The 25,902-nt window shown below is 47.0% G+C and carries 19 protein-coding genes; 10 read left to right on the forward strand and 9 right to left on the reverse strand.

Annotated features, from left to right (window positions below):
* The first annotated feature begins 184 nt into the window (after positions 1-184).
* The gene (locus tag MHI38_RS20900; RefSeq protein WP_341181622.1) at positions 185-3,403 is read left to right on the forward strand and encodes a response regulator; all 3,219 of its coding nucleotides are present in this window, start codon (positions 185-187) and stop codon (positions 3,401-3,403) included.
* Between the two features lie 21 nt (positions 3,404-3,424).
* On the opposite strand, the gene MHI38_RS20905 is transcribed toward MHI38_RS20900, so the two are convergent.
* Complete coding sequence (locus MHI38_RS20905; RefSeq protein ID WP_341181623.1) at positions 3,425-4,099, reverse strand: response regulator transcription factor; 675 nt, start codon at positions 4,097-4,099, stop codon at positions 3,425-3,427.
* Positions 4,100-4,173: 74 nt separating this feature from the next.
* On the reverse strand, positions 4,174-5,022 hold the full coding sequence (locus MHI38_RS20910; protein WP_145332942.1) for a helix-turn-helix transcriptional regulator: 849 nt from the start codon (positions 5,020-5,022) through the stop codon (positions 4,174-4,176).
* A 148-nt stretch (positions 5,023-5,170) separates the two neighbouring features.
* Here MHI38_RS20910 and fabF point away from each other — a divergent pair, with 148 nt between their 5' ends.
* On the forward strand, positions 5,171-6,409 hold the full coding sequence (gene fabF / locus MHI38_RS20915; RefSeq protein ID WP_154891246.1) for a beta-ketoacyl-ACP synthase II: 1,239 nt from the start codon (positions 5,171-5,173) through the stop codon (positions 6,407-6,409).
* An 83-nt stretch (positions 6,410-6,492) separates the two neighbouring features.
* On the opposite strand, the gene MHI38_RS20920 is transcribed toward fabF, so the two are convergent.
* Positions 6,493-7,725 carry a nitrate/nitrite transporter gene (locus MHI38_RS20920; protein WP_154891132.1) on the reverse strand — a complete coding sequence of 411 codons (1,233 nt, stop codon included), beginning with the start codon at positions 7,723-7,725 and terminating at the stop codon, positions 6,493-6,495.
* A 505-nt stretch (positions 7,726-8,230) separates the two neighbouring features.
* Between MHI38_RS20920 and MHI38_RS20925 the strand changes: the two genes are divergently transcribed.
* From MHI38_RS20925 to MHI38_RS20945, 5 genes are all read left to right on the forward strand, one after another.
* Positions 8,231-10,537, forward strand: a complete 2,307-nt coding sequence (locus MHI38_RS20925; protein WP_154891134.1) for an FAD-dependent oxidoreductase — start codon at positions 8,231-8,233, stop codon at positions 10,535-10,537.
* 35 nt (positions 10,538-10,572) lie between these two features.
* On the forward strand, positions 10,573-12,705 hold the full coding sequence (gene nasC / locus MHI38_RS20930) for an assimilatory nitrate reductase catalytic subunit NasC (RefSeq protein ID WP_373323222.1): 2,133 nt from the start codon (positions 10,573-10,575) through the stop codon (positions 12,703-12,705).
* Positions 12,706-13,119: 414 nt separating this feature from the next.
* A complete protein-coding gene (locus MHI38_RS20935; RefSeq protein ID WP_341181624.1) occupies positions 13,120-13,539 on the forward strand; it encodes a hypothetical protein in 420 nt (139 codons plus the stop codon).
* A gap of 36 nt (positions 13,540-13,575) precedes the next feature.
* On the forward strand, positions 13,576-18,549 hold the full coding sequence (locus tag MHI38_RS20940) for a DUF5724 domain-containing protein (protein WP_341181625.1): 4,974 nt from the start codon (positions 13,576-13,578) through the stop codon (positions 18,547-18,549).
* Positions 18,550-18,816: 267 nt separating this feature from the next.
* Complete coding sequence (locus MHI38_RS20945) at positions 18,817-19,269, forward strand: GNAT family N-acetyltransferase (protein WP_154891137.1); 453 nt, start codon at positions 18,817-18,819, stop codon at positions 19,267-19,269.
* Positions 19,270-19,443: 174 nt separating this feature from the next.
* Here the strand turns inward: MHI38_RS20945 and MHI38_RS20950 are convergent, their stop codons facing one another.
* The 6 genes from MHI38_RS20950 to MHI38_RS20975 form a co-directional block, all read right to left on the reverse strand.
* Complete coding sequence (locus MHI38_RS20950; RefSeq protein ID WP_090917411.1) at positions 19,444-20,235, reverse strand: formate/nitrite transporter family protein; 792 nt, start codon at positions 20,233-20,235, stop codon at positions 19,444-19,446.
* 322 nt (positions 20,236-20,557) lie between these two features.
* The gene (locus MHI38_RS20955) at positions 20,558-20,971 is read right to left on the reverse strand and encodes a hypothetical protein (protein ID WP_154891138.1); all 414 of its coding nucleotides are present in this window, start codon (positions 20,969-20,971) and stop codon (positions 20,558-20,560) included.
* Complete coding sequence (locus tag MHI38_RS20960; RefSeq protein ID WP_154891139.1) at positions 20,971-21,492, reverse strand: hypothetical protein; 522 nt, start codon at positions 21,490-21,492, stop codon at positions 20,971-20,973. Before MHI38_RS20960 ends, MHI38_RS20955 begins: the two co-directional genes overlap by 1 nt.
* Before the next feature lie 26 nt (positions 21,493-21,518).
* Positions 21,519-21,737, reverse strand: coding sequence for a bacteriocin immunity protein (locus tag MHI38_RS20965; protein ID WP_154891140.1), 219 nt, complete (start codon positions 21,735-21,737; stop codon positions 21,519-21,521).
* A 60-nt stretch (positions 21,738-21,797) separates the two neighbouring features.
* Positions 21,798-22,100, reverse strand: coding sequence for a hypothetical protein (locus MHI38_RS20970; protein ID WP_090917420.1), 303 nt, complete (start codon positions 22,098-22,100; stop codon positions 21,798-21,800).
* An 84-nt stretch (positions 22,101-22,184) separates the two neighbouring features.
* Entirely contained in the window at positions 22,185-23,177 is a 993-nt protein-coding gene (locus tag MHI38_RS20975; protein ID WP_308722421.1) for a quinone oxidoreductase family protein, read from the reverse strand.
* Between the two features lie 268 nt (positions 23,178-23,445).
* Between MHI38_RS20975 and MHI38_RS20980 the strand changes: the two genes are divergently transcribed.
* From MHI38_RS20980 to MHI38_RS20990, 3 genes are read left to right on the forward strand one after another with little or no spacing between them, the layout of a single operon-like run.
* Entirely contained in the window at positions 23,446-24,306 is an 861-nt protein-coding gene (locus tag MHI38_RS20980) for a LysR family transcriptional regulator (RefSeq protein ID WP_308722285.1), read from the forward strand.
* Positions 24,307-24,320: 14 nt separating this feature from the next.
* Positions 24,321-25,415, forward strand: coding sequence for a threonine aldolase family protein (locus MHI38_RS20985; RefSeq protein ID WP_341181626.1), 1,095 nt, complete (start codon positions 24,321-24,323; stop codon positions 25,413-25,415).
* A complete protein-coding gene (locus tag MHI38_RS20990; protein ID WP_339835719.1) occupies positions 25,412-25,885 on the forward strand; it encodes an SMI1/KNR4 family protein in 474 nt (157 codons plus the stop codon). The genes MHI38_RS20985 and MHI38_RS20990 overlap by 4 nt, the downstream gene beginning before the upstream one ends.
* Positions 25,886-25,902: the final 17 nt, after the last annotated feature.

Here is a 25,902-nt window from a genome sequence, read left to right on the forward strand (position 1 = left end):
TGTGTATCGAAGGGTAAATGTTAGAAGAAAGGAGGAGGAATTGGGGAGAAATAAGCCAATATCCGCAATTGAATAAGGGGGAGACGCGTAATATGATTTGATTAATGCGGAGATACAATCGGCCAATCTGGCCTGTTTTTTCGTATGTTAAACAACGCTAAAGTCGTAACTTGGATGGTGAACTTTGCTACGCGATCTCGTTTTAAATTTTACATTAATTTTAATTTTCGTCTTCCTTATTCATCACTATCTGAATCAATCGAGTAATCGGAATAAGCCATCATTTACCTCTCGCTTGATCATTGGGATAGCGATGAGCATGTTAGGTACTGCGTTATACTACTTCTCCATTATATTGGATGACGGCTCGATGTTAAACTTTAGATCCATCGTATATCTTCTTGCTGCCTATTATGGGGGAGGCGGAACAGCGTTTATTACCTTTGCGGGATTGTGGATGTTTAGAATTAATGCTGGTTTTTGGCCGTCCATTGAAAATTTTGATTATGCATTGTACGAACTTTTATTTGTTCTATTCGCATCCCTGAATTTTAAGTATATACACCAATTTAATCTCCGGTGGTTCTCCGGATCGCTCCTGTTCATTTCGGTTTACCAGTTCACGATGGTTTTGACATATCCGGCGACACCCTATAGTCACGGGATTACTTTACTGTCTCAAATTGTATGTATGCTGCTGGTTGTATTGTTCATCTATTTCCTGAATCAGAATCATCAATATAGACAGTTGGTGGTACAAAAGGAGCAGGAAATGCTGGAGATGCTACGCAGACAGCCAGGGTTTACATTTAAACTGCGCAAGCTGAACGGGAAGTTTGAATTTCTTTTGCTCGAAGGGGAAATGTTGTCTCATCTAGGTATGGACATGCGAAGTCTGGAGCAAAGCTTCCAGCTCGGGACTATTAATGCACTACCTCAGGAGAAAATTCAATTTTTGAAAACACAATTCAACCGCGCCTGGAGAGGCGAACACTTTTTTTTCGAGATTGAGCATAAAGGATACTATGCTCTGGTTAAGCTCGGGCCTTTTCTGGAAGGCAAGGTAGTGAAGTATGTTATCGGGTATGGACTTGATATTACAGAACATCGTGCTGTCAGGCGAAGGATTCAGGAAAGTGAGGAGCGCTATCGTTTGCTGGAGCGAGTGTCCTCTAATTGGGTTGCAGGATTGGACAATAGAGGCAACATCGTTTCCGTTAACCATAAATTTCTGGATGTCCTTCAGGCGGATCGGCAACAGGTCATTGGTCGTGCGCTTGCAGACTTGCTTGTGATGGAGAAATCAGATTGCTGGGCTACCGTTTTACGAGAAGTTATCTCGTCTAAAACCAATCATGAGGCGGAGTTGACCTTCCGGATCGGTGAAAGTGATGAATTGCATGTTCGCGTTCATCTTTATCCGATCAAGTCATCCGGTTCAAGTGAACAAATTAAGGCTGTCTTTCAAGATATGACCGACCAGTATCGACGGGTGAAAGCGGATAAAGCCAGTCAGGCAAAGAGTGAGTTTTTGGCCTTGATGAGCCATGAGTTGCGGACGCCGCTGAACAGTATTACCAGCTTCAGTTCCTTGTTGCAACGAACACCTCTTACGCCTCAGCAACAGGACTATCTAGGCAAGATCACCGTATCCTCACAATCGTTACTTGCGTTGGTCAATGATATTCTAGATTTTTCGAGAATTGAAGCAGGAATGTTTAATGTGGAGAACGTTCCCTTTTCTCTGGAGGATGTATTTAAACGAGTGGCGGATCAGATCAGTACAGCTATCGGTAACAAGGATATTGAGATCATTTTTCATACCGATCCCGAGCTGCCTTTAACGGTCATTGGTGATCCGTTCCGTTTGGAACAGGTTCTTATTAATCTGCTTAATAACGCCATTAAATTTACGGACGAAGGGTATGTCATATTTCATGCAGAAGTGCTCACACTTGAGGATCAACATGTTGAAGTTCGATTCGAGGTAGAGGATACCGGGATTGGTATCTCCCCTGAACAGATGGAACGTTTATTTGTACCTTTCAGTCAGGCCGAACCATCGACCTATCGAAAGTATGGAGGCTCTGGCTTGGGCTTGGTCATTTGTTATCTCCTGATCACTTCATTAGGCGGCAGTCTGCAAGTGGAAAGTGTACTTGGTGAATATAGCATGTTTACATTTGAGCTAGTGTATGAACTGACAGAAGTAGAGGATCGTTCTTTCCTGCCAACCTATCCATTGTTATATGCAGTGAATGATGTGATGATTGTGGAAAGTGACAGAAGAGTTGCAGAAAATCTGGAACAGATGTTGCGCTCATTTGGTCTTAGACCTAAAATCTATTCTTCTTTTCATGAAGCGCTTGTCAATGATAACTATGATTACGAAAGGGATGAATCGTTTTCACTCCTGATCATGCTCGATATGGATATGAAACATGTACATGATGAACCGGACTGGGAGTATTTAATGAATAGGCTCCGGGGTACACGGATTCAGGTGTTTGGGTATACGCGCGGTATTAGTGAGGATGCTCTTGTAGCTAAGCAGAATTTTATTAATCCGAAGGCAGTCTTGTTTAAGCCGATTACCCGTGTCGGGCTGTTTGAGACTTTGTTGACATTGCAGGATGGAGAAGTGCAGAATTTGAACCAAATTACAAATCAGGATGAGTCCTCAGAACGAATAAATCAAGGAGCCATTTTAGTGGCAGAGGATCATGAGATTAATCAGATCGCCATTCGGGCGCTGCTTCAGCAGTTGGGCTTTGAAGTGAAAGTGGTGAAGGATGGAGAAGAGGTACTGAGCGAGCTGCATGTTCAGCCGTGGAAGCTGATTTTGATGGATTTGTTCATGCCGCGAATGGATGGATTAGAAGCTGTTAAACACATTCGTCAGATGAGGCAGTACGATCAATTACCCGTTATTGCACTTACGGCAAATAGCATGAAGAAAGATCATAAGGAATATTTAGAGGCGGGTATGAATGCCGTTCTGACGAAACCGATTGGTGAACAACAGCTCCAAGATGTATTGACGGCCTGGATTGATCTGAAGGGTTTGCATGACATCAGGGGGATTGATACGGATAAAGCCCTGAAACAGATGGATAACAAACCGCACATTTTGCAGTACGCGTTGAATAAGTTTGCTCTAGAATATAGCGGATTTGAGCAAAAAATTCAGACTTATCTTGAGCAAAAGCAAATGAATGAAGTTGTACGGAGTACACATTCTCTCAAAGGTGTTGCAGCCCACCTGCATGCTGCGAAACTGCTGCAGGCCCTTCTGCATCTGGAATCCCTTCTGTCGGTTCCATCCTTCGAAGGGGAATGGACCTCCATCCTGGAACAAGTGCAGCAAGAAATTGATCATATTTCAGAGTCACTACCATGGTAAATATGACTAGCAGAGGTCATGCTAAGGTGTGAATTTATACCCGACCCCCCATATGGTTTGAATATATTGGGGGTTTTTCGGGTTATCTTCAATTTTTTTGCGAAGTTTCGTAATATGTACATCAATGGTCCGATCATTAATATACGCATCTATTCCGCGAATGGCCTCGATTAAAGCGTACCGACTGAACACTTTGTCAGGATTAAGCACAAACAGCTTCATGATCTCAAATTCGGAAAATGTGGTTTCGACTCTGCGATTGTTTAGCAAAATGGTTCTGCGTGCGACATCGAGGCTTAACCCATTTTCGGTTTCGGTCACTACAGAGTTTTCCAATAAAGCATAGCGGCGTAAAACGGCCTCGATGCGAGCCTTCAGTTCCTGCATGCTGAACGGTTTACAGACAAAATCATCTGCGCCGTCGGTTAAGGAGCGAATACGTTCAGACACCTCGGTTAACGAAGAAATGACAATCATCGGAAGGGAGGTATGTTCACGCATGATTGCGCATGGATTTTTCCCACCTGAATCAGGTAACATCAGGTCTATTAAAATGATATCTGGTCTGGTTTCAAGCTGCAAAAGTGCACACCCGATGGTGTCCACACGATCTACTTCGTAGCCTTCACCTTGTAAATACAGGGATAAAGTGTCGCCCAGCATGTTGTCGTCCTCTATAATAAGCACTTTAGTCATGGTGTTCCTTTCTAAATCCACGTTATATAGGTATGTTAGGTAATGGATGTCGCTCTCCCTGGCAAGTAAGCAATTCAGGATTCATTACTTCGATCAAGCAGTTGCATGAGTTTACGCTCTGTTGCCGTTTCTGGTGCGGGTGTATAAATGCTGCATCGCAAATCAGAATTACCTTGAATTTGTAGTGAGGTCAGATCAAACAACATTTTTCCTGCTCTCGAATGTCTGAATTCAATCCATACGTCAGGAGCACTGCTTACGCTGCTTTGTTTCCACAATGCTTGAAAATCAGGGTGGCGATTCATCATATCATTCAAAAATAAATTATACCATTCATCGTCGACATAACGACCATAATAGCCACGAAAAATAGATAAAAATCCGCTGACGAAGTCCTCCCAGTTCACTGCAAGCCTGCGCAACTCTTTTCGATCAAATACCAGACTAATCATATTCCGCTGCTCTAAGGGGATCTGTTCAAAGTTCATAAAAACTTGTGCTGCAGCTTCATTCCAGCCGACGATGAAACAGCGCCGATCAGAGATAATGGTAGGACAATAGCGCAATTCCTGCAAGATTTTCTGCAATGACGGGTGAAGCTGAAGCGTGTCTGGTTCCGGCACGGGCAGATCCGAATAATGCTCCGTAGCTAGAGAAAACAAGTATTTTCGTTCATCTGCAGTGAGTCTGAGAGCAGAAGAAATGCTGTCCAGTACAGCATGTGAAACCTGAATGCTCCGTCCTTGTTCCAGCCAGGTATACCAGGTCGTGCTGACGTTAGCCAATTGGGCGACTTCTTCCCTTCTTAAACCAGGTGTTCTTCGCCGGCCTCCGGCAGGCAAGCCAACGGATTCTGGAGAGAGTTTCGAACGCTGTGTTTTCAGAAAAGTGGATAACGCCTGTAGTCGAATAACATCACTCAATGGATCACCTTCAATCTGTTTATCATGGTAGTCATTATACTATGATAAATGACAACTTGTAATAGGATATACAGAAATGGCACTATGAATGCATAAGCATCAGGAAACTGAATGAAGAACGTTACAAGGAGGACAAACCGGGATGAGTATGGAACGTGTTGTGATTACAGGAATGGGTGTGATCTCTCCACTCGGCAATGATGTAGATACATTCTGGGGCGCTTTGAAGGAAGGCAGATCGGGAATTTCTCCGATTGAACATCTGGACAGCGGATTGTATAAAACAAGAATGGGCGGATTGATTCATGATTTTGATGGTGAAGCCAGATTTGGACGCAAAGAAGCCAGACGCATGGATCGGTTTGTACAATTTGCTGTTGCAGCAGCAGACCAGGCGTTATCGGATTCAGGTCTAGTGCTGGAATCGCTGGACCGGGAGCGGACAGGTGTATATATTGGTTCAGGTATAGGTGGGATTCAGACCTTGATGGATCAGGGCAGTGTCTTGTCAGGACGAGGAGCATCGCGGGTCAGTCCAACGCTTGTCCCGATGATGATATCCAATATGGCGGCAGCCACAGTCAGTATGAGGTTTGGCTGCTGGGGGCCAACGCTCTCCCCGGTAACGGCCTGTTCGATTGGAAACACAGCCATTGGTGAAGCCTACCGGCTGATTCGCCACGGAGGAGCAGATGTTATTTTTGCAGGAGGTACAGAAGCGGCAGTCACAGAAATATCGCTTGCTAGTTTCGGCAATGCGACAGCGTTATCTACCAGAAATGAAGCTTATACAGCGGCAAGCCGACCATTTGATGCAGGCAGAGATGGGTTTGTTATGGCCGAGGGGGCAGGGATTCTGGTCGTGGAAGCTCTGTCTCATGCACTGGCAAGGGGAGCAAATATTCTCGCTGAAGTTATCGGATATGGGGCTACTTCCGACGCGTACCACATGGTAGCCACTCATCCTGAAGGTAGAGGAGCTTATCTTGCCATGCGGGCAGCGTTGCGGGATGCAAAGCTGGAGCCTCGAGATATCGATGTGATCAATGCTCATGCGACCAGCACAGAGGCGGGTGATCTGTCTGAAACGAGAGCGATTAAACAGCTTTTTGGTGAATTGGCCTATCATATCCCCGTAACAGCGAACAAGTCCATGACGGGGCATATGCTTGGTGCTGCAGGGGGAGCAGAAGCGATATCTCTCGTTCAAACGCTGCGCCAAGGCATCCTACCGCCAACCATTAATCAGGAGCAGAAAGATGCCGAATGTGATCTGGATTATGTCCCAAATGTCGCGAGAGAAGCGGTCTTGCAGACGGGCATGTCCAATTCTTTCGGCTTCGGCGGACATAATGCCGTTATTATTCTTCAGAAGTATTCAGCATGAGCAAAATGGATTGAATAATTGATAGGAATAAAACAAACAGCGCCGCCGATATGGCTGCGCTGTTTTCATGTGTAGGCAAGGGATCAAGACGTCAGAGAAGTTGAATCCGCAATGCCTTTGCCACTTCTGCTCAGCCAGCTTACCCGCCAGCGGGATTGCATGAAGAGAACAAGGCACATGGAAGCGGCAGCGATGAGACTGAGAATAACAAATCCTGGCGTGTAAGATTGATAAGAGCTGTACAGTTGACCCAGAATGAGTGGCAACGCGTAACCTCCCAAACCTCCGGCAGCCCCTACGATGCCTGTCATCAGACCAATCTCGTTGCCAAAACGTTGTGGAACCAGCTGGAATACAGAACCATTCCCGGCCCCAAGGCACATCATGCCGAGGAACAACATGACGATGACTACCGGAAGCGGCGGTAGGAAGGATACACCCAGAAGCATGATGCAGGCGCCGGAGTACAAGAAGGTAAGCATCCGGGTTCCGCCAATTTTATCCGCCAGAAAACCACCAACAGGCCGGAAGAAGCTGCCTGCAATGACACAGAACGTCGTAATGTCAGCGGCATGAACGGCAGAAAGTCCATATTGGGTATTAAAGAAAATAGTCAGATAATTACACAGTCCAACGAAACCGCCAAAGGTGACACAATAGAAGGCACAGAAGACCCAGGCATCTTTTTGTTTAAGCAAAGTTCCGTACTGGGATAACTTCTTAGGCTCTGGACGATTCGGACTGTTTTTGGCGAAGATGGAAAAGAGGATAAAGACGATAACAATCGGGATGATCGCGAGTCCGAAAACAACTTCCCAGCTACCAAAATGAGTGGCCAGACGATTGGCAAACAAGGTAGCAAGAACCGTTCCGCTATTACCTGCTCCGGCGATCCCCATGGCAAGACCTTGATGTTCTTTAGGATACCACTGTCCTGCAAGCGGCAGCGCGGCTGCAAATGAGGCGCCCGCTACGCCGAGTAAAAGAGCTACGACATAGAGTTGGCTGAGCGAATCCACCCATAACCAGCCCAGTAACAATGGAACGAGGGTGAATAACATACCGATCTGAGCGGTTACTTTGGGACCAATATAGTCGGACATGAAGCCAAGCACCAGCCGCAGGATGGAACCCCCGAGAATGGGCAGGGCAACCAGATTTGCTTTTTCCAACGGGGTCATCGGATAATCCATGGCAATAATAACAGCGAGCGGACCGAGCATACCCCAGATCATAAAACTGATGTCAAAATACATAAATGCTCCGAACAGTGTGGGCTTATGCCCGCTTTTCCAAAAACTTTTGCTCTCTACCATTCCTCATCGCTCCTCATCCAAGTAGGTTCTTTGTTATGTCTCTATGTTTTTGTTCGGGCAGAAAAAGGCCGCAAGCCGTCCTGAATTAGAACGATTTGCGGCCCCGTTGCCGACAGGCGGTACACGTCTTTGTGTTCCCGCTTCTGAGATGATCACATCGCTGTGATTTTGATTCAAATTATAAAAAGGGAAAAAGGTAATGTCAACAAAAATAACATTAAATTTTAAAATAATTATTCCATAACCCGTTTTTCATTATTTCATGTCAATTTAGTTGACATATATTTTAAATTCAATTAATCTGAATTTAATAAGAATCTACACAATGGCGTGTAGAGCTCGGAGGCAATGGTGCCCCTTTTCCCCATAAGGAAAAGGGGTTGTTCTGTTTTAAATCGGAAAAGGGGTTATTGTGTTTTAAATCAGAGAAGGGGGCTTTGCGTTTTAAATCAGAGAGAGGCAATTCGGTTTAGTTTGCAGATGTGAAAGGGATAGGGGGCGGCCCATGAGTAGAAAGAAACTGGTGGTTATCGGCAATGGTATGGCTGGAGTGAAATGTGTAGAAGAGATTATTAACCTGGAGCCGGATCGGTATGAGATTGTCATCTACGGGACGGAACCTCGCCCTAATTACAATCGAATTATGTTATCCAAAGTGCTCCAAGGTGAGCATTCCATACAGGACATTATCATCAATGACTGGACCTGGTATGCGGAGCGTAATATCCGGCTGTGCACAGGTGAGACTGTTCATCGGATTGACACCCGTACGAAGTTCATTGAGACGGAAGCTGGCAAAAAGGAAACCTATGACATATTGATCCTCGCGACAGGGTCCTCTCCGTTTATTCCGCCAATTCCGGGCATTGATAAGGAGCGTGTAATGTCTTTTCGGTCCATTGATGACTGTACTCGCATGTCAGATTACTCCAAAGAATACCGCAAAGCAGCTGTCATCGGTGGTGGATTACTTGGGCTGGAGGCTGCAAGGGGACTGTTGCATCTAGGGATGGAAGCGGTGGTAGTCCATAATGCACCGTATATTATGAATCGACAACTGGATTACGAAGCTGCAGCGATGCTTCAACGTGAGCTTGAAGATCAGGGCATGTCCTTTCTTTTGAATAAAAATACGCAAAAAGTTACCGGACGTTCACAAGCGCAGGGTCTGCTTTTCACAGATGGATCCAAACTGGAGGCACAACTGGTCATTGTTGCTGTCGGGATTCGCCCGAATGTGGATCTGGCCAGGAGAAGCGGCATTGCTACACATCGTGCTGTTGTGGTTGACGATCATATGCGTACCAGCGTACCAGATATATATGCCGTGGGAGAATGTGCAGAGCATCGGGGGATCAGTTATGGTCTGGTAGCACCGCTGTATGAGCAGGGAAAGGTGCTGGCGCGCACATTGTGCGGACAGGAGGTGCCGGGCTATGCAGGTTCTGTTCCGTATTCACAGCTGAAAGTCTCGGGGGTAGATGTTTTCTCGGCAGGAGACATCAGTGACGAAGGGTTGCAGACGGCCATTCAGCATTTGGATGGTGTTCAGGGCACGTACAAAAAAGTGCTGATGCAAGCTGGCAAGGTTAGAGGTGCTATTTTGTTTGGCAACACGGTTGAGGGCACGGCCCTCCTTGGTCTGGTACAACGTGGAGCCGATGTGGCTGAGCTTGCCCCCAAGGAAGATACGCCAGATCCTGCAGTAACAGCAGCAGCTGCGCTTCCAAGCCAGGAAACGGTCTGCGCTTGCAACAATGTAACCAAAGCGGCGATCTTAAAAGCCATTCAGGAGCAAGGGCTGGAAACGGAAGAACAAGTGAAGCAACAAACCAAAGCTTCAGGTTCATGCGGTGGTTGTAAACCTATGGTAGGCGCTCTGTTGAAACACGCTAAACGTGTGGAACTTGATGGAGGTGTTAGCACAAGTGCTGAATCAGGCGGTACGAAGGAGAAACCTGCCGTGCTCCCTGTATGTCACTGTACGGAGATGAGCCACGCAGAGCTGAAGCATCGGGTGAGCGTTATCTTTGAGTCATATGCAAAAGAAGCTGACATTTCGAACGTTGGATCTGGAGTCCTCCCATTGGAAGACAAACAGTTCAATTCACTGTTGAGGGGGCTGAACTGGCATTCGGAACACGGGTGCCCGGTATGCCTTCCTGCAATTCGCTATTATGTTTGTGTTTCAGGATTAATGCAGTCCTCCGCAGAAAATGATGCGAAAACAGTGCTGAAGACAGACCTTTACGGACTGGAAGCGGAAGATTTACAAGGGGAACTTGTGCAGGGACATGATCAGATGGTTCACATCTATTCGGAGCGACATGTACCATCATTGGCTTCTAGTATTACTGCAAGCGATCTGGAGACGAGACTTCGTACCGATTGGAAAACAGCAGTGATGCCTTCCGAAGTGAACATCGCTATTGCTTGGGGTTCTCGATCCCCGGTGAATGTACTGGTTTCCGATGTAGGCCTGCAGGCTTCTCCGGCTGGATGGGAAATTTACGTCGGAGGTCATGCCGGGCATCCGGTAAAGGAGGGCTCCTTGCTCGGGACAACGGAATCAGAGCAGCAAGCGTTCATTCTCGCATCGGCCTGTCTGCAATGGTATCGACAAACGGCTTGGTTTGATGAACCTTTATGGATGTGGACTGAACGTCTGGGAGTGATGTCGATTCGGGAAACGCTTTTGAATACACAATTCCAGCGAGAACTTACGTTTAATCGCGCACAGGAGCGCGAGAAGGATGTTGAGCGTGGAACGGAGACCCTTTTTGAAAACCTCATTGCTCAGGTGAAAGCTTGAAAGCTTACATGAATAACCCGGAAAGGCAGGAGAGCATGATGATGGACGCGGTAAATACAGACCAAGCGAAGTCGAGGTTATATGTAAAAGAGACCCAATGTCCTTATTGCAGTGTGCAATGCAAAATGTCCGTAGAAGAGCTTGCCGCTCCCGTTGCAGGTCAGAAAGTAGCGGAGTATATGGTTCAAGGCATGCCCAATAAGGCTTCGCAGGGCCGCCTGTGCGTGAAAGGGATGAATGCTCATCAGCAAGTGTTCAGTTCCGAGCGTTTGATGTATCCGCTCATTCGCCGTCAGGGAGAATTGGAGCCGTGCTCATGGGATGAAGCAATGCAGACGATTGCTGATCGGTTGCAACAGCTACAAACGACGTATGGTTCTGATACCGTAGGCGTATACGGCGGAGGATCGTTGACCAATGAAACCGCATATCTGCTTGGAAAATTTACCCGCGTAGCACTCGGCAGCAAGTACATCGACTATAACGGCCGCTTCTGCATGTCAGCAGCAGCTTCTGCCGGTAGCAAAGTTTTCGGAATGGATCGTGGATTAACGTTTCCGCTTTCGGACATCCCTAAAGCAGCATGTATCATACTGGCAGGAACGAATGTAGCTGAGTGTCAGCCAACGCTCTTACCGTATTTTAATGAAGCGAAGGAAAATGGAACGTTTATTATTGTGATTGATCCTCGTAAGACAGCAACGGCAGCCATTGCTGATCTTCACCTCCAAGTGAAGCCGGGTAAGGATGCACTGCTGGCCGATGCGATGCTGAAGGTAATTATGGATGCGGGCTTGGCTGATTCCAGCTTTGTTCAGAAACGTACGACCGGATATGAACAGCTTGTGCAGGAGATGGAAAGTCTCAATCTTGAGCAGGCCGCAAAAGCATGTGGGGTCGAACTGGACTTGATCCGTCAGGCGGCAATGGCTTATGGCGAAGCACATACTGGCATGATTATGACGGCACGCGGGGTGGAACAACAGACGGATGGACACATGGCTGTCCGGCATTTTCTGAATATGGTGCTGGCAACCGGAAAGATCGGCAGAACAGGTTGCGGATATGGCGCAATTACCGGACAAGGAAATGGACAGGGGGGACGGGAGCACGGACAGAAGGCAGATCAGCTACCAGGATACCGTTCTATTGAAAGTGAGGAAGACCGTGCATATATAGCATCTGTCTGGGGAGTAGACCCTACTCTTTTGCCAGGCAAAGGTGTATCAGCTTATGAGATGATGGAACGTATCTATGAGCAGGACATTCGCGCATTGCTTGTGATGGGTTCTAATCCGATCGTTTCAAATCCGAATGTAAGCTTGGTAGAGGAAGGTTTACGAAAGCTTGATTTTCTCGTCGTAGCCGATATGTTTCTGTCTGAAACGGCCAGATTGGCCGATCTTGTACTGCCCGTAACCGCTTATATGGAAAATGAAGGCACACTCACCAATCTCGAAGGGCGTGTTCTCCTGCGGGAACAAGGAAGGTCTGCACCTGGAGAAACGTTAGACGATTGGGACATTTTGTGCCGCATTGCCGAGAAGCTGGGCAAAGGTTCGTTGTTCCAATATGCGAAGGCTGAGGATATCTTCAATGAATTGCGAATTGCGAGTCGTGGCGGAGTAGCGGATTACTATGGAATCACCTATGAACGACTGAGAAATGAACAAGGAGTGTACTGGCCTTGTCCTTCTTTAGATGAGCAGGGCGAGGGAATGTTGTTTCATGAACGATTTGCTCATGTCGACGGAAAAGCTACGTTTACTCCGGGAGCCAGTCTAGGGTGGGATGATGTTTCGGAAGCTTTTCCCTTGATTCTAACGAATGGGCGTATTCTCGCTCATTATCTAACAGGTGTGCAAACACGCAGAAGCCCAGCACTTGCTGCTCGTGAGTTAGAGAACTTTGTGGAACTGCACCCGTCAACGGCAGCTCGCCATCGCATCCGTGACGGAGAGTGGGTAGAGGTCCAGTCGGCCTACGGAAGCTTCACTGTCCGTTCGCGAATCAAGGCATCCATCCGCGAGGATACGCTGTTTGTGCCCATGCACTGGGGCGGAATCCAAAATGTGAACCGGGCAACGAGGCCTGATCTGGATCCCTTCTGCCGAATGCCTGGATTCAAGACAGCGGCCGTGAAAATTCAGCCTTTGCGACTGGTCTGATACATTATATTTACTTACTATTTAAATATGGAATAGCTGCACATCTCATGATGTTTCGTGGGGTGTAGCAGCTTTTTGCGTTATATGTGCAACGGCGTGCCGGGGCACGTCAAGGGGAAGTGACGTAACAGGGGGCGAAAAGGGGGTAAAACGTGCACTTCAGTGGGTTTCAAGACACGCCCTAGTTCGCTGGTTCGATGGAAACATGAATATTGGCCCATGAAAGAGGTGAGCAATTTCGTTATGATGTTTATTAGGGGTACATATGTACGTATTTGTTCTGTTTTGAAATCTATTGCTCTCGGGTATTAACTCTTAATTGAATGGGATTTAGCTATTTGTAATAAATTGGTTTTTTGTGGGTGGAGTTATGAATGAAGCTATGCATGAAGTTATGAAAGGAGACACGATGCATTGAAATTATGGATTACAGTGAAAAGTCTGGGCAAACGCAAACCGGCTCTTGCGAAACAAGCCGCTGAAATTCCGGAAACAACAAGTACACTTCGACTGCTTATCGAGAACATGGTTGAACAACAGGTGCAAGCTTTTCGAGAGAGGAAGGACGCAGCGGGGATGCTTGCTTATCTGATGCCTCAAGACATCGACGCGCAGGGTGCTACGGGAAAAGTGGGTTTTGGCACAATACATGGCGAGGGCGTTCCTGAGCTTGGAGAGGCGAAGGAAGCCGCGATACTTGCTTATGAAGACGGAATGTACAAAGTATTTCTGAATGATGAAGAATTGGAAGATTTGGATCAACCACTGAACATAGAGGATGGAGCTCATGTGACCTTTATCCGCTTCACGATGCTGGCCGGACGTCTGTGGTAAGGGGAGCAGAAGTAGTATGACAAGGAGGAGAACAGGATGAATCAGGAAGATCAGGTACAGGCGTATATTGAGGGATTACAGGAGAAAGCAGCTACGCTTACAGAGGCAAAGCTGGACGTAGCGAAATATGTGATAACGTTGGCAGAATCAACTTACTTGCGTGGGGATGAAGAAGACTATTTTAATATAGAAAGACAACTTATCAACCTTGCGATCGAGAAGCAACAGCCATTATTCCAGCCGATCCTTGAGGTGCTTGAGCACTTGGCCTCTGACGGGTTTGTTGCCAGATTCCGCTATATTGCTGAAGGTGCGACGCTGTATCCATATAGTACAAGCTATGAGCGCAGACCTTTCCGGACCGCCGATCCAAGACAACATGTTGTTCATGTGATGCGCAAGTTGCTTGGTTTATTCCGGATGGAGGCAAGAGGGTTTAGTTTGAACGAGTATTTAACCATTCGTGAGCCAAACATGCTTCATCAGCATGAGTTCCGTGCGGTATTGCCGGACTGTATTGCCTATGAACTGGATCATTCGAACCTTGAAGTCAAGCAGGCACTGCACGATATTATCTATGGGGATAATCAGGCTGCGTTACTGACAAACGAGATGATTAAAGGCATTTTTATGAGTGAACAGGCCGAAGCCTATCACATGGTGGGTGAACTCTTGATTGCAGCCAGACTGCAGGAAGGACTTCGCCAGAGCATTGTGGAACGAATGGACGAAGGCACGTTAGAAGCGTATATTTACATATTAAAAATCATTCTGGACAACAATCTGATACGGTTCAGCTCTGTCGTCAGAGCATTGGGCGTATGGACAGGGATCGGGATTGAAGCGGCCAACCAGCGTGTGGCAACACAATTACTTGAACAGGTCTACGAAGCGCTAGTACATGAGGATATTCGTGAGGCGTGGAGACAGGAGAAAAATGCTAATAAACTATACATCAGTCTTTGGGCCACGGCGGTCATTGAAGAGAATGACCTGCAACCTAAGATTACAGAGATCATGGAACAGGGTGAGATGTACCAGAAGATCGTAGCTCAGTACGTTCTGGCTAACAGCCAGTACCTGGGGCTTCGTCTTGCTATGGCGCGTAATCATCTGGGTGTTCAGCATCCGGAACTGATCCACTGGGTTGTGAAAAATTATACGGCGGCGTATTCGCACAATTGGAGCTTTGAAGAGGGGGAGCACCAACGCAGTGTCTATGTGCCTCGCTGGGATGTGCTTGAAGATAAACAGGCACGCCGCCATGATTTTGATCAATTCAAACAGATGCTGGATTTCATTCCTAAGGGCGGTGCAGGCGGGCCTTCAGGTGTGCTGGATTTTGTGCACTATCAGATCGATAGTGATGACGTCATCAAAAAAATGTTGTATTTGGCTGCTTATGATATGGATGCGGACTGGATTGCTGAGATTATTGCTCTCAAGGATCGATTAAGCCCCGAAATGCGCGGAGAGCTACTGTCGCATTTTGTGCAAGAGCCTGATAACGAGGTGCAGCGCCAGTTTGTGTTTGAAAGTTTGTCTGACAAAAGCATGAGTAACCGTGAGAGTGCATTGCAAAAAGTGAAAAAGTTGGTACTAACCGAAGATGAGCTACAGCAGATGGAAGTACTGTTAAAACTCAAAACGGGATCACTCCGGCAAAAGGTGATTCAAGCCCTGTTGTTGCAACCTGTTGAGAAGTTGAAAGATTCAGTTCAACGATTACTAAAAACGAAGAATGAGCTGCAACGTCTGGGTGCACTTGAACTGTTAACGGAGATTAAAACGGATACGGCACGTGCAGAGCAACTGGAACAGCTCAAGCCATTCGCAGAGGAACTAGAGAAGCCTACAGCCAAGGAACAGAAGCTGCTCGACAAACTGTTTAATGAAGGAAGTCGTTATACGGCCTCCAATGGCTATGGTCTATTTGACCCGAATCAACGGCAAACGCTGCTCGATGAAGAACGTGACCTTTCTGGCAACAAACCGAAGGATATATTTAATATATCACTGGATAAGATCAGTGCCTCCATGAAAGGATTAAATGAACTGGTTCATGAGCACAGGGATCATGAATATGTGGTGGAGTACTATGCAGGTTACAAAGATACCCTGTTAGTCGGAACCAGCCTTCGTTCCAAGGTTCCTTATGGCGATCGGTCGAAAATGAAACAACTGGATCAGTTTCCGCTGGATGAAGTGTGGAAGCAATATTTCGAGCAAAACGGTCTGAGCAGTATTGAACTGTTACAGCTATATGTCGAACTGCAGTTAGGCAAGCTGAATGGCACATTGGATGAACATTACTCTTTTTATCGCGAGCAGTATGATTACGACAAATTAAGAAAGATGCCATTACTAGAGGGTTGGCGCAAAACATTTGCTGAACAGACCTATCCATTGAATGAGATAGTGAAGCTGCACGAGATGATGGGCACACTGCCATATAAAGATCAGGTTCATGCATTGATCTCGGCTGCATTTCTGGATCGTGATTCAGCTGAAATCTTCGAGATTGCAGAGAAGGCATGGGGTTCCATTATTTTAAGTATGCCTGCAGAGCATATGGAGAAGGAAATGGGAATGCTTCAGATTCTGACTGAACCGTGGAAATATATTGTCCGGAATGCCGTGTATGACGACGCGAGCTTTAAGCGATATTTCCAGACAGCCTATCAATTCTCTCATCTGGTAGAGCCTTACCATCCGTTGTCTCTCCTGTCACTTGACGATTTCCTGCGAGCCTACCAATTAGAGCTGATTGATGATCAGGAGATTTACCGTCAACTGATGGTTGGACCGTTCCGTTATCTGTTCATCCGTGACATGACCTCGGCTCGCACAGAGCGGATCAAAGATGATCCAAAGCTGATTCAACTGCGCGATACGGTGGTCAATCGCATTCTGGAGATTGAACTGACCCGGGGGGAACTATCTACTGAAGTGAGTAATCTGGCTATGAAACTGGAACGCATTGAAGGCATGGAACATTGGGTGCATCTGGTTGCTGCCATGGATCAGGATACGTTTGTTCGTGGGTATATTTATAGTTATGGTGAAGGGAATACAACGCGTAAAGAAATGTTCAGTTATCTGATTAAGCACTGTCATCCACGGGCTGGGGAAGATGAACAGTTGCTGGCGGAATTGCTGCAGAAGTATCCGGTTAAGGAGAAAAAGCTGCTGGAAGCCGCCATGTATGCACCGCAATGGATGGAACTTGTGGCGAAACATCTAGGCTGGAAGGGGCTTCGTAGTGCGGCTTGGTACTTCCATGCTCACATTAATGAACAATTCAGTGCGGAGAAGGAAACAATTGTTGCGCATTACTCCCCAATTACGCCGCAGGACTTTAATGATGGGGCCTTTGATATCGCCTGGTTTGAAGAGGCTTACGCTGAGGTTGGAGAAGAGCGATTCAACCTGTTGTACGATTGTGCGAAGTACATCTCGGGCGGAGCCAACCATCGCAGATCACAATTGTTCGCAGATGCAGCCCTTGGCAAACTCAGTCTGAAGGACATGTATGATTCGGTAGCAGACAAGCGGAATAAGGATCACTTACTGACCTATAGTCTGATTCCGCTGGCAGAGGAACGGGATCGGGATGTAAGAGAGCGTTACGACTTTATCCAGAAGTTTCAGTTGCAGAGCAAGCAGTTCGGGGCGCAGCGGCGCGCGAGTGAAGGATTAGCTTCACAGATTGCGCTTGGTAACCTTGCGCGGAACGCGGGTTATGCTGATGTAACACGTCTCATGTGGGATATGGAAGCGCGTAAGCTGGATGAGGTGAAATCGTATTTCGAACCGCATGCACTGGATGACGATACGACGGCTCAACTCGTCATTGATGAGGAGGGGCAGGCTGATCTCGTCATTGTTAGTAAAGGCAAAGTGCTGAAGTCCGTTCCTGCTCGTCTCAAAAAGGACGGATATATTGCAGAGTTGAAGGAGCTAAAATCCGATCTGGTCGATCAGTATCGACGGGCTAGACAGGAACTGGAGCGCTCCATGGTCGCAGGCACAGCCTTCACACGTCAGGAGATTGCAAGTCTGATGCTTAATCCGGTCATTCATCCGCTACTCAGGACGTTGATCTTCAAGTCAGGTGAGCAGCTTGGAAGATTTGATGTTGCATCCGGTGGTTTGCTAGCCCCGGTCGCAGAGGGAGTTGCCTATACATTGAAGGAAGAAGATCAGTTGCTGATTGCACATCCGCTACATTTGTATGAGAGTGGCAAGTGGAGTGAATTCCAGCGCGATCTCTTTACTCGTCAGGAGCGTCAGCCGTTTAAACAGGTTTTCCGCGAACTTTACCTGCCGAATGAAGATGAACTTGCTCAAGGTACGGTCTCTCGTCGCTACGCAGGATATCAGATTCAGCCGAATAAAACGGTAAGTTTGTTGAAAAGCCGTCAATGGACGGTAAGTTATGAAGAGGGATTGCAAAAGGTGAGTTATGAGCATAACTTGATCGCTAATCTCTATGCGATGGCGGACTGGTTCTCTCCAGCAGATACAGAGGCACCTACGCTGGAGACCGTTCAATTCTATGATCGTCGCACGTATAAACCTGTAGAATTGAAGGATGTACCACAGGTGTTCTTCTCAGAGGTCATGCGTGATATTGATCTGGTAGTTAGCATTGCCCACGTTGGCGGTGTGGACCCAGAGGCAAGTCTTACAACCATAGAGATGCGACATGTTATTGTGAATGAGTCTTTGCGTTTGCTCAAGCTGGATAATGTGCGTTTGGACGGCAATTATGCACGAATCGAAGGTGAACTGGGTGAATATGCCGTTCATTTGGGAAGCGGTAATGTCTTCAAGCAGGCCACTGGTGCAATGTATATCGTGCCTGTGCATAGCCAGCACCGGGGAAGAATCTTCCTGCCATTCCTGGATGAAGATCCAAGAACCGCCGAGATTTTGTCCAAAATCGTACTGCTGGCTGAGGACAAGAAAATCAAAGATCCGCAGATTCTCGCACAGCTTCAGCAATAAAAATATATGTGTAGCATTAATATACCGAATGACAATAGACCGCCTCACTTGGGGCGGTCTATTGGTCATACCACTTTCTAATGAGAGAAGCAGTGGTGTAATCTATGGATTGGATTGGCTATATAATGCTGTTGTTTGCAGATGTTGAGGATGACAGAATATGTTAAGATATACGCAGGAATCAAGGTACATACGAATGGTACATGAGTAAGTACGGATGGGATTCTGCGCTACATTATGTTTTCAGCAGAGGAGAGTGCATAAGACATGTTAATGGTACCTTATCGGGAGCAGGACCACGCCAAGTTAGTAGCCATCTGGGAGCGTGCTGTTCGAGCGACACATACATTTCTGGAGGAGCATCACATTCTGTTTTATAAAAAGATGGTCGGTGAAGCTTTGGAATTCAAACAAGTCGAGGTCTGGGAAGTGCTGGATACCGAGCAAGAGCCGATTGGCTTCATCGGTCTGGACAATAGCTTTATTGAGATGTTGTTTGTAGACGAGTATTTTCAGGGACAAGGCGTTGGGAGATTTCTGGTTCATCAAACGATGAAAATGAAGGGCACTGAGCTTAGAGTAGATGTGAATGAGCAGAATGAGGATGCGGCCCGATTTTATGAGAAGCTGGGATTTGTACAGACAGGACGATCCGAACTGGACAGTTCAGGCAATCCTTTTCCGTTGCTTCATCTGGAGATGAAACGAACAGGAGCTTGATTAGGAGAAATCATCTGTCAGGCTTAAGTGAGAACGGTTTAAGATGCTTCTCTAGGTAAAGATAAAACCCCGGCGGTGACTCCTGTATGGGAGACGCTACCGGGGTTCTATGTTTTCCTTACTGGTAAACCGTGATCATTGAACCGGGAAGGAAGGGGGCTATTTTCAAAAAAATTAATGTGCCTCTTCATCGTCCAGGAAAGGTTTGTTCACCGCATAATACATGAAGCCCATCAGCAACACGCCTCCTACCAGATTACCGAGCGTCACAGGCACCAGGTTGTGAATCACACCACCGAATGAGATCGTGCCCGGGTGGTTTAACACAAGCGCAATTGCAAACGTACACATATTCGCAATGCTGTGCTCATATCCCGAGATGAAAAAACAAAACACAAAAAGCATCATGGCAAACATCTTGGCGCCATTCTCTTTCATGAACATCGGCACAAAGAACGCCAGACACACGAGCCAGTTACAGAGGATTCCGCGGAAAAAGAGCTGCATCGCTGGAGCTTCCATTTTGTGCTCGACTACACTGAGTAGGAAACCGTTCACCTGTGCCGAATCGAACAGTCCCGTAAGATAAATCAACAGGGCAAATACCGCCGCGCCCATCAAGTTTCCACTGTAGCTCGCAATCCACAGTTTAACCACTTCAAACCAGCGCAGTTTTTTGCGTAAAGCCGCATAGGTGTAATAGAACGTATTGCCTGTAAACAAGTCACCGCCGCCATAGGCAATCAGAATAATTGCCGCACCGAACGTAATGGCTGCCATAGGGTATGTGAACGGGGAATTCTCCATATAGAAGAAATTGCCCGTCTTAAAAGCTACGATGACCCCGAATCCGATGAACATGCTGGCTAGCATAGAGCGTGACAGATATCGCAACAAACTTTGCTTGTAAATTTTGTGTTTCTTCAGAGCAAGCTGCTCGACGCCCCGTAAACCTTCCGTTTCCATAATTTCCCTCCTGTATGTAATGGATCAACTGGGGCGTGTCTTGAAATCCGCTGAAGTGCATCTTATACCGCCTTTTTGCCCCCTGCTGCGTCACTTTCCCTTGACGTGCCCCGGCACGCCTGCGATAAACTTCCTGGCTTGGAACAAAAAATTAGCAAAATCTGCTTCCTTCAGCGTTTTCAGACACGCCCTAACTTTTCTACATTATACCTGTAATTTGCTTCAATAGTGGACCGAAATGAAAGAATTTAAACTATACATCAATAGATCGCCCGAGAATGCCGTGGGCTGGTGTGCCCTTTCGCAGGGGAAGAACTTTAAATTATTTAGGATCAGAATCTTGTTTGTAGGAGGTTGCAGGAAAGGGGAACATGCAACTCTGCCAGATGTCATTCAGCTGTGCTTCTGTCCGTTCATGTGGAACATGCTCTTCGCTATAAGAGCGTTCCAGCTTATCGCGCATAAACGCTTCTGCATGGGGACTAGGGCGAGAGTGAAACTGTTTGGAAAAATCGCCGTGAATGTCTGCCTCTCTCAGTTTGCTAAGAGCACTATTGATTAAGGGACTGCCTGCATACAACAAAGAGGAGGTCTCTTCACATTCGAACTTGAGAAAAAGAAGTGCCTTCTGAATGGCATGAATCTCGCCTTGAGTAAGATGTACCGCCTGAGTCGTTTCTTCTGTTAAATGTTCACCGGCTTGTTCTGGTGACTGCTGTTTATCGTTCGAATTCATTAATGATCACGTCCCGAGATAGATTGAAGTTCCCGTACTGCCGCAGTACCGAACTCAGGATGCGTTTGCAGTGATTCCAGCGCCAGCACAGCATGCGGCCGGTGTTTGTTTGCTTTTACAATATCGAAAGCGGCACTCTGCACCAATATGTAGGCATCTGACTGAATGACATCCAGAGCCAGCCCAATTTCAGCCTCGGTAACGGGGAGCAGGGCTAACGCCATTAAAGCATAAATCTGAACATCTTCGTCTTCTTCCGGATTACGTACCAGTTTTCCTGCTGCTTCAAGAATTTCAGTAAGAAGTGGAGAAGTTCCCGCCATACCGAGGGCTCGCCAAGCTTCAATACGCACCAGATCTTCTTCCTGTGTATTCATACCAAGAGCAAGGACTTGCTGAGTTGTTTCTGCATCATGTAATTCGATGAGCTGACGAAGCGCTTCCTGTTTTTCCTCTGAAGTCGCTGAATCGAAATGATGAGCTCCAATTGCATAATGTATTTCTTTATCTTCATTAGACATGTATATCATTCACCTCCTGAATAAGTTCAAGATTGGGGCGGGAGCTGTATTGGGCGAGCTTGAAGTGCTTCTTCTACAATCTGCTCCGCAGTTAACTCACGTTCATCCCAGAAAATCAGATTACTGACCTCCGCATAAGGAAGAGCCTTTTGCACTTCTGTCAGCATATCATCCAATTCTTGCTCCGTTCCTTCCGCGTTCATAATTTTGCGAACTAATACGACAAGATGTTCATGATTGGACATTGCTAGTACCTCCTCCTGAATAATGAAATGGATTGAATGAATAAGGTGGTGCAGGCCCGTTTAGTCTAAAATAGGCTCACTCCAAGGATCATATTTTACGAAAATGGGTAGCATTTTTGGTGCTAATGTGAGATGTAGCGCATCTGACTTTTGAGTCTTATAGGAAATGATATAGTCCCCAAAGTGCGGCTCATATTCAAAGTGTTCAAATGTGATCGTTTGATCTGGATACTTGACAGCTGCGTATAATGTTGTAGCTCCTCTAGCCAGCAATTCCTTCATCACAGGGATCTGAGCAGCAAGCATGATTACAATCAGCACAAGGATAGCGCGTTTCATATGACGTTTTAGAAAACGAGTCAAAGACAAATCCCCCTATCTGATGACCATGTCTAAGCATTAGTCTATCATTGATAAGGGGAAAGTTCATGGTAAAAAGGTCGTTGTTTAGCGCATCGTAATCGCGATATTGCCGAACTGCTCACCTTTTTCCAATCGTTCAAATGCCTGTGCCGTATTTTGCAGTGGATAGATGCTGTCTATTACAGGGTGGATCTTATGTTTATCTACCCAATCCAGCATCTGCACAAACTCTTCACGGCTGCCCATAGAAGTACCGATCAAGCTGATCTGCGGAAAAAAGATCGAACGAATCGGCAGATGTAAGTCATCGCCTGAACTTGCGCCAAACATGACGATTCGTCCGCCAGGTCGGATGACACTTTCGTATTTGGGGAACATCACTTGTCCAATACTGTCCAGAATGATATCAACAGGCTCTTGAATATTCATCGTACTCTTCCAATCGGCATGACTGTCCAAAGCTTGATGAGCCCCGAGACGTAATGCCTCAGCTCGTTTAACCTCACTTCTAGATGTTACGGTGACCTTTGCTCCCGCAGCTAAAGCCATAAGAAAAGCATACGTTGCGACACCACCTCCGATTCCGGGAATCAGAAGATGTTCGCCTGCTTTCAGCCCCCCGCGAGTGAACAGCGCACGATACGCCGTCAGTGCAGAAAGAGACAATACACCAGCTTCAAGCCAGGAGAGATGTTCAGGTTTGGGCAACACATTGCTGGCAGGCAGTGTAATATATTGCGCTAGTGTTCCATCCGAAGGGCCTCCGACTATACCTGGAACCACAGGTACGTCTGCGGTATGTTCCCAGCCGAGCGTCGGGTGAATGATGACTTCTTGGCCTATGGAGATATGTTGCACGTCTTCGCCAACTTCTACCACAATGCCTGCCCCGTCCGATCCGGGAATAAGCGGAGTGTCTTGAGGCGTACGATCTGACATAATGAAGAGATCCCGGTGATTCAGTCCAGCAGCGCTCAGCTCTACAACGACTTGTCCGGGGCCTGCTTCAGGTGTTGGACAGGTTGAATATTGAAGACCTTCAAGGCCGCGATGACCTGAATGGATGATTGCATTCATCGTTTTGGATACGTTCATGGATGTTACCTCCCTGTATAATATAGTTACTCTGTCATCGTGCTTAGTGCTCTTATAGAGTAGATGGACGACTCATTACGGAGTCATTGTACAGGCGAGATGGAAACACGTAAAATAAACAGAAATGAAGGTCAGTATCAGGAATAATGATAGATAAGAATACGTGAAGAAATGAAGAGTGTTTAGCCTGATGTACGACATCTCAATAGGGCGGAATGCTCTGATATAAAGACAAGCAGGTGAGAAGAAAATGGATGCAGGGGATTTGAAAATATTCCAGGCGGTTGCCCGCGAAGGCAGTATCACTAAAGCCGCCACCGCACTTAATTATGTTCAGTCCAACGTGACCACACGAATCAAACAATTGGAAGATCAGCTTCAAGTGCCGTTGTTTCATCGCTCCAATCGGGGGATGCTGCTCACTCCGGCAGGGGAGAACCTGCTGGGCTACGCAGATCGAATATTGGAATTATTAGATGAAGCAGAGCAGGCCGCACAGGAAGGAAGTCCACCGACAGGAAATCTTCGTTTGGGTTCGATTGAGACTGCGGCTTCTCGTTTTCTGACACCGCTTCTGGCCGAGTACTGCGCATGTTATCCGAAGGTACGTTATTCCCTTGTCACTGGTGGTACACACGAGCTGAATCAGAAGGTTATAGCCCATGAATTACATGGTGCTCTGGTATATGGTCCGGTCAAACATGAGAAGCTGAATTATATGAAAATGTACGACGATGAGCTGGTGCTGATCGTTAAACCGGGTGAACTTGATATGCCCGTGCTACTCAGCAGGCCGATGTTATTTTTTGAGGTTGGATGCAGCCACCGAACTCAGGCGGAGGATTTTTTGAAAACCCAAGGGGTTCATTCACTAAATGTCATGGAATATGGGACACTCGATACCATTATTAATGGTGTTACTGTCGGTTTAGGCGTGTCCTTGCTGCCTCGTTCTTCGGTGGCTCAAGCAGCAGCCAGAGGTGAGGTAGACATTGTATCACTTCCTGACCCATATTCTCGTCTGGAAGTAGGATTTGTTTATGCTCATGGTGAACATCGTTCTAACGCGCTCCAGGCTCTAGTGGAGATTATGACGATACAGGAACAGTAAAGGAGAGGTTGATTTTGGCAAATAACAAATTAACACTTGCCGACGCATTCGGTCAGGCGGCGTACATTGTAGGCGGGCACGGTAGCCGCAAAGTGAAAGTGTTGAAAGAGGCTCTGGAACAGGTGGATGGAGAAACGTTCAGTGACCACTACGGGAATGGCTCAATCATTGATGAGTTTCAACAGGAGATGGCAGATGTGCTAGGGAAGGAATCGGCGGTGTTTTTCCCAAGCGGCACGATGGCGCAGCAGATTGCACTTCGCATCTGGTGTGACCGGGCAGGCATCAAGCGAGTTGCGTATCATCCGCTGTCTCACCTGGAGATTCATGAAGAAGATGGACTAAAGGAGCTGCATCAGATCGAAAGCATTTTGCTGGGAGAAGCGGATCGTATGATTACACTTGATGATGTGAAAGGAATTAAGGGGAAATACGCCTGTTTGTTACTTGAGTTACCACAGCGAGAGATAGGTGGGCAATTGCCGGCTTATGAGGAACTGGAGGCGATCTCGGCATACTGCCGTGAGCACGGGATCAAGTTACATCTGGACGGAGCGCGCCTGTTTGAGATCACGCCTTATTACGAGAAAACACCAGCGGAGATCTGCGGTTTGTTTGATAGTGTATACATCTCTTTTTACAAAGGTATTGGCGGCATTGCAGGAGCTATTCTTGCTGGGGATACGGACATCATGCAGGAATCCAAGGTGTGGAAACGGCGGCATGGCGGCGATCTGATCGGACTGTATCCGTATATTCTCAGCTCCAAGTATTATTACAATGAACGTGTCGGCAAAATGGGACATTATTACGAGCAGGCCAAGGAACTTGCCTCGCTGTTCAATGCATGCCACGGGATTCACACGATCCCTGAAACTCCTGTATCCAATATGTTTCACGTTCACTTTACACTCGCAGCTTCCGAGGTTGAACCCTTGCTCGTGCAGATGGTGCAGAAGTTTGATATCGGCATTACATCGTATCTGAACAAAACCGGAGGCAACAGCTGCTCATACGAAATGTCGACAGGAGATCGTTATGACCTGATACCACAGGACAAGCTACGAGATGCACTGACTTGGCTGGACGGAGAGTTGCAAAACAGATGAAATTCGTAGAGCTAGACCCGATTCGGGATTTGTTGGTGCAGGCATATGGAACATCGATGGGGAGTGGCAGTAAACCTGAAACCGAGCAGGACATCAACAATTTTGAGCAAAAGTACCAAGTGAAGCTGCCTGCGGCGTACCGTGCGCTGCTACTAGAATTCGGGGCGTGCAACTTTGGTGACCCCGCTTTGTATTCAGTCAAAGAGCTAGACTGGGCGTATCCCGAGTTTCTGGATGCATATCGAGAGTACGAGAAGGAATACGACCTGCCTGGCGGGCTGAAGCTTTTTCCAATCGGCGGATTTGGTGAGGGTAGCATAGCCGTTCTGGATGAGACCTCTGGCAAAGTGATGATGCTCATTCATGACAGCGGGGAGGATGTTCCGTTAGTAGAGATCGAGTCTGATTTTTGTGCACTCATGACGATGCATGCAGAGACTGCAATCTGGGTGGAGGAGCAGATGAAGTAACGGGGAGAGGGGAGGTG

Source organism: Paenibacillus sp. FSL K6-1558, from assembly GCF_038002565.1.
Classification (GTDB): domain Bacteria; phylum Bacillota; class Bacilli; order Paenibacillales; family Paenibacillaceae; genus Paenibacillus; species Paenibacillus polysaccharolyticus.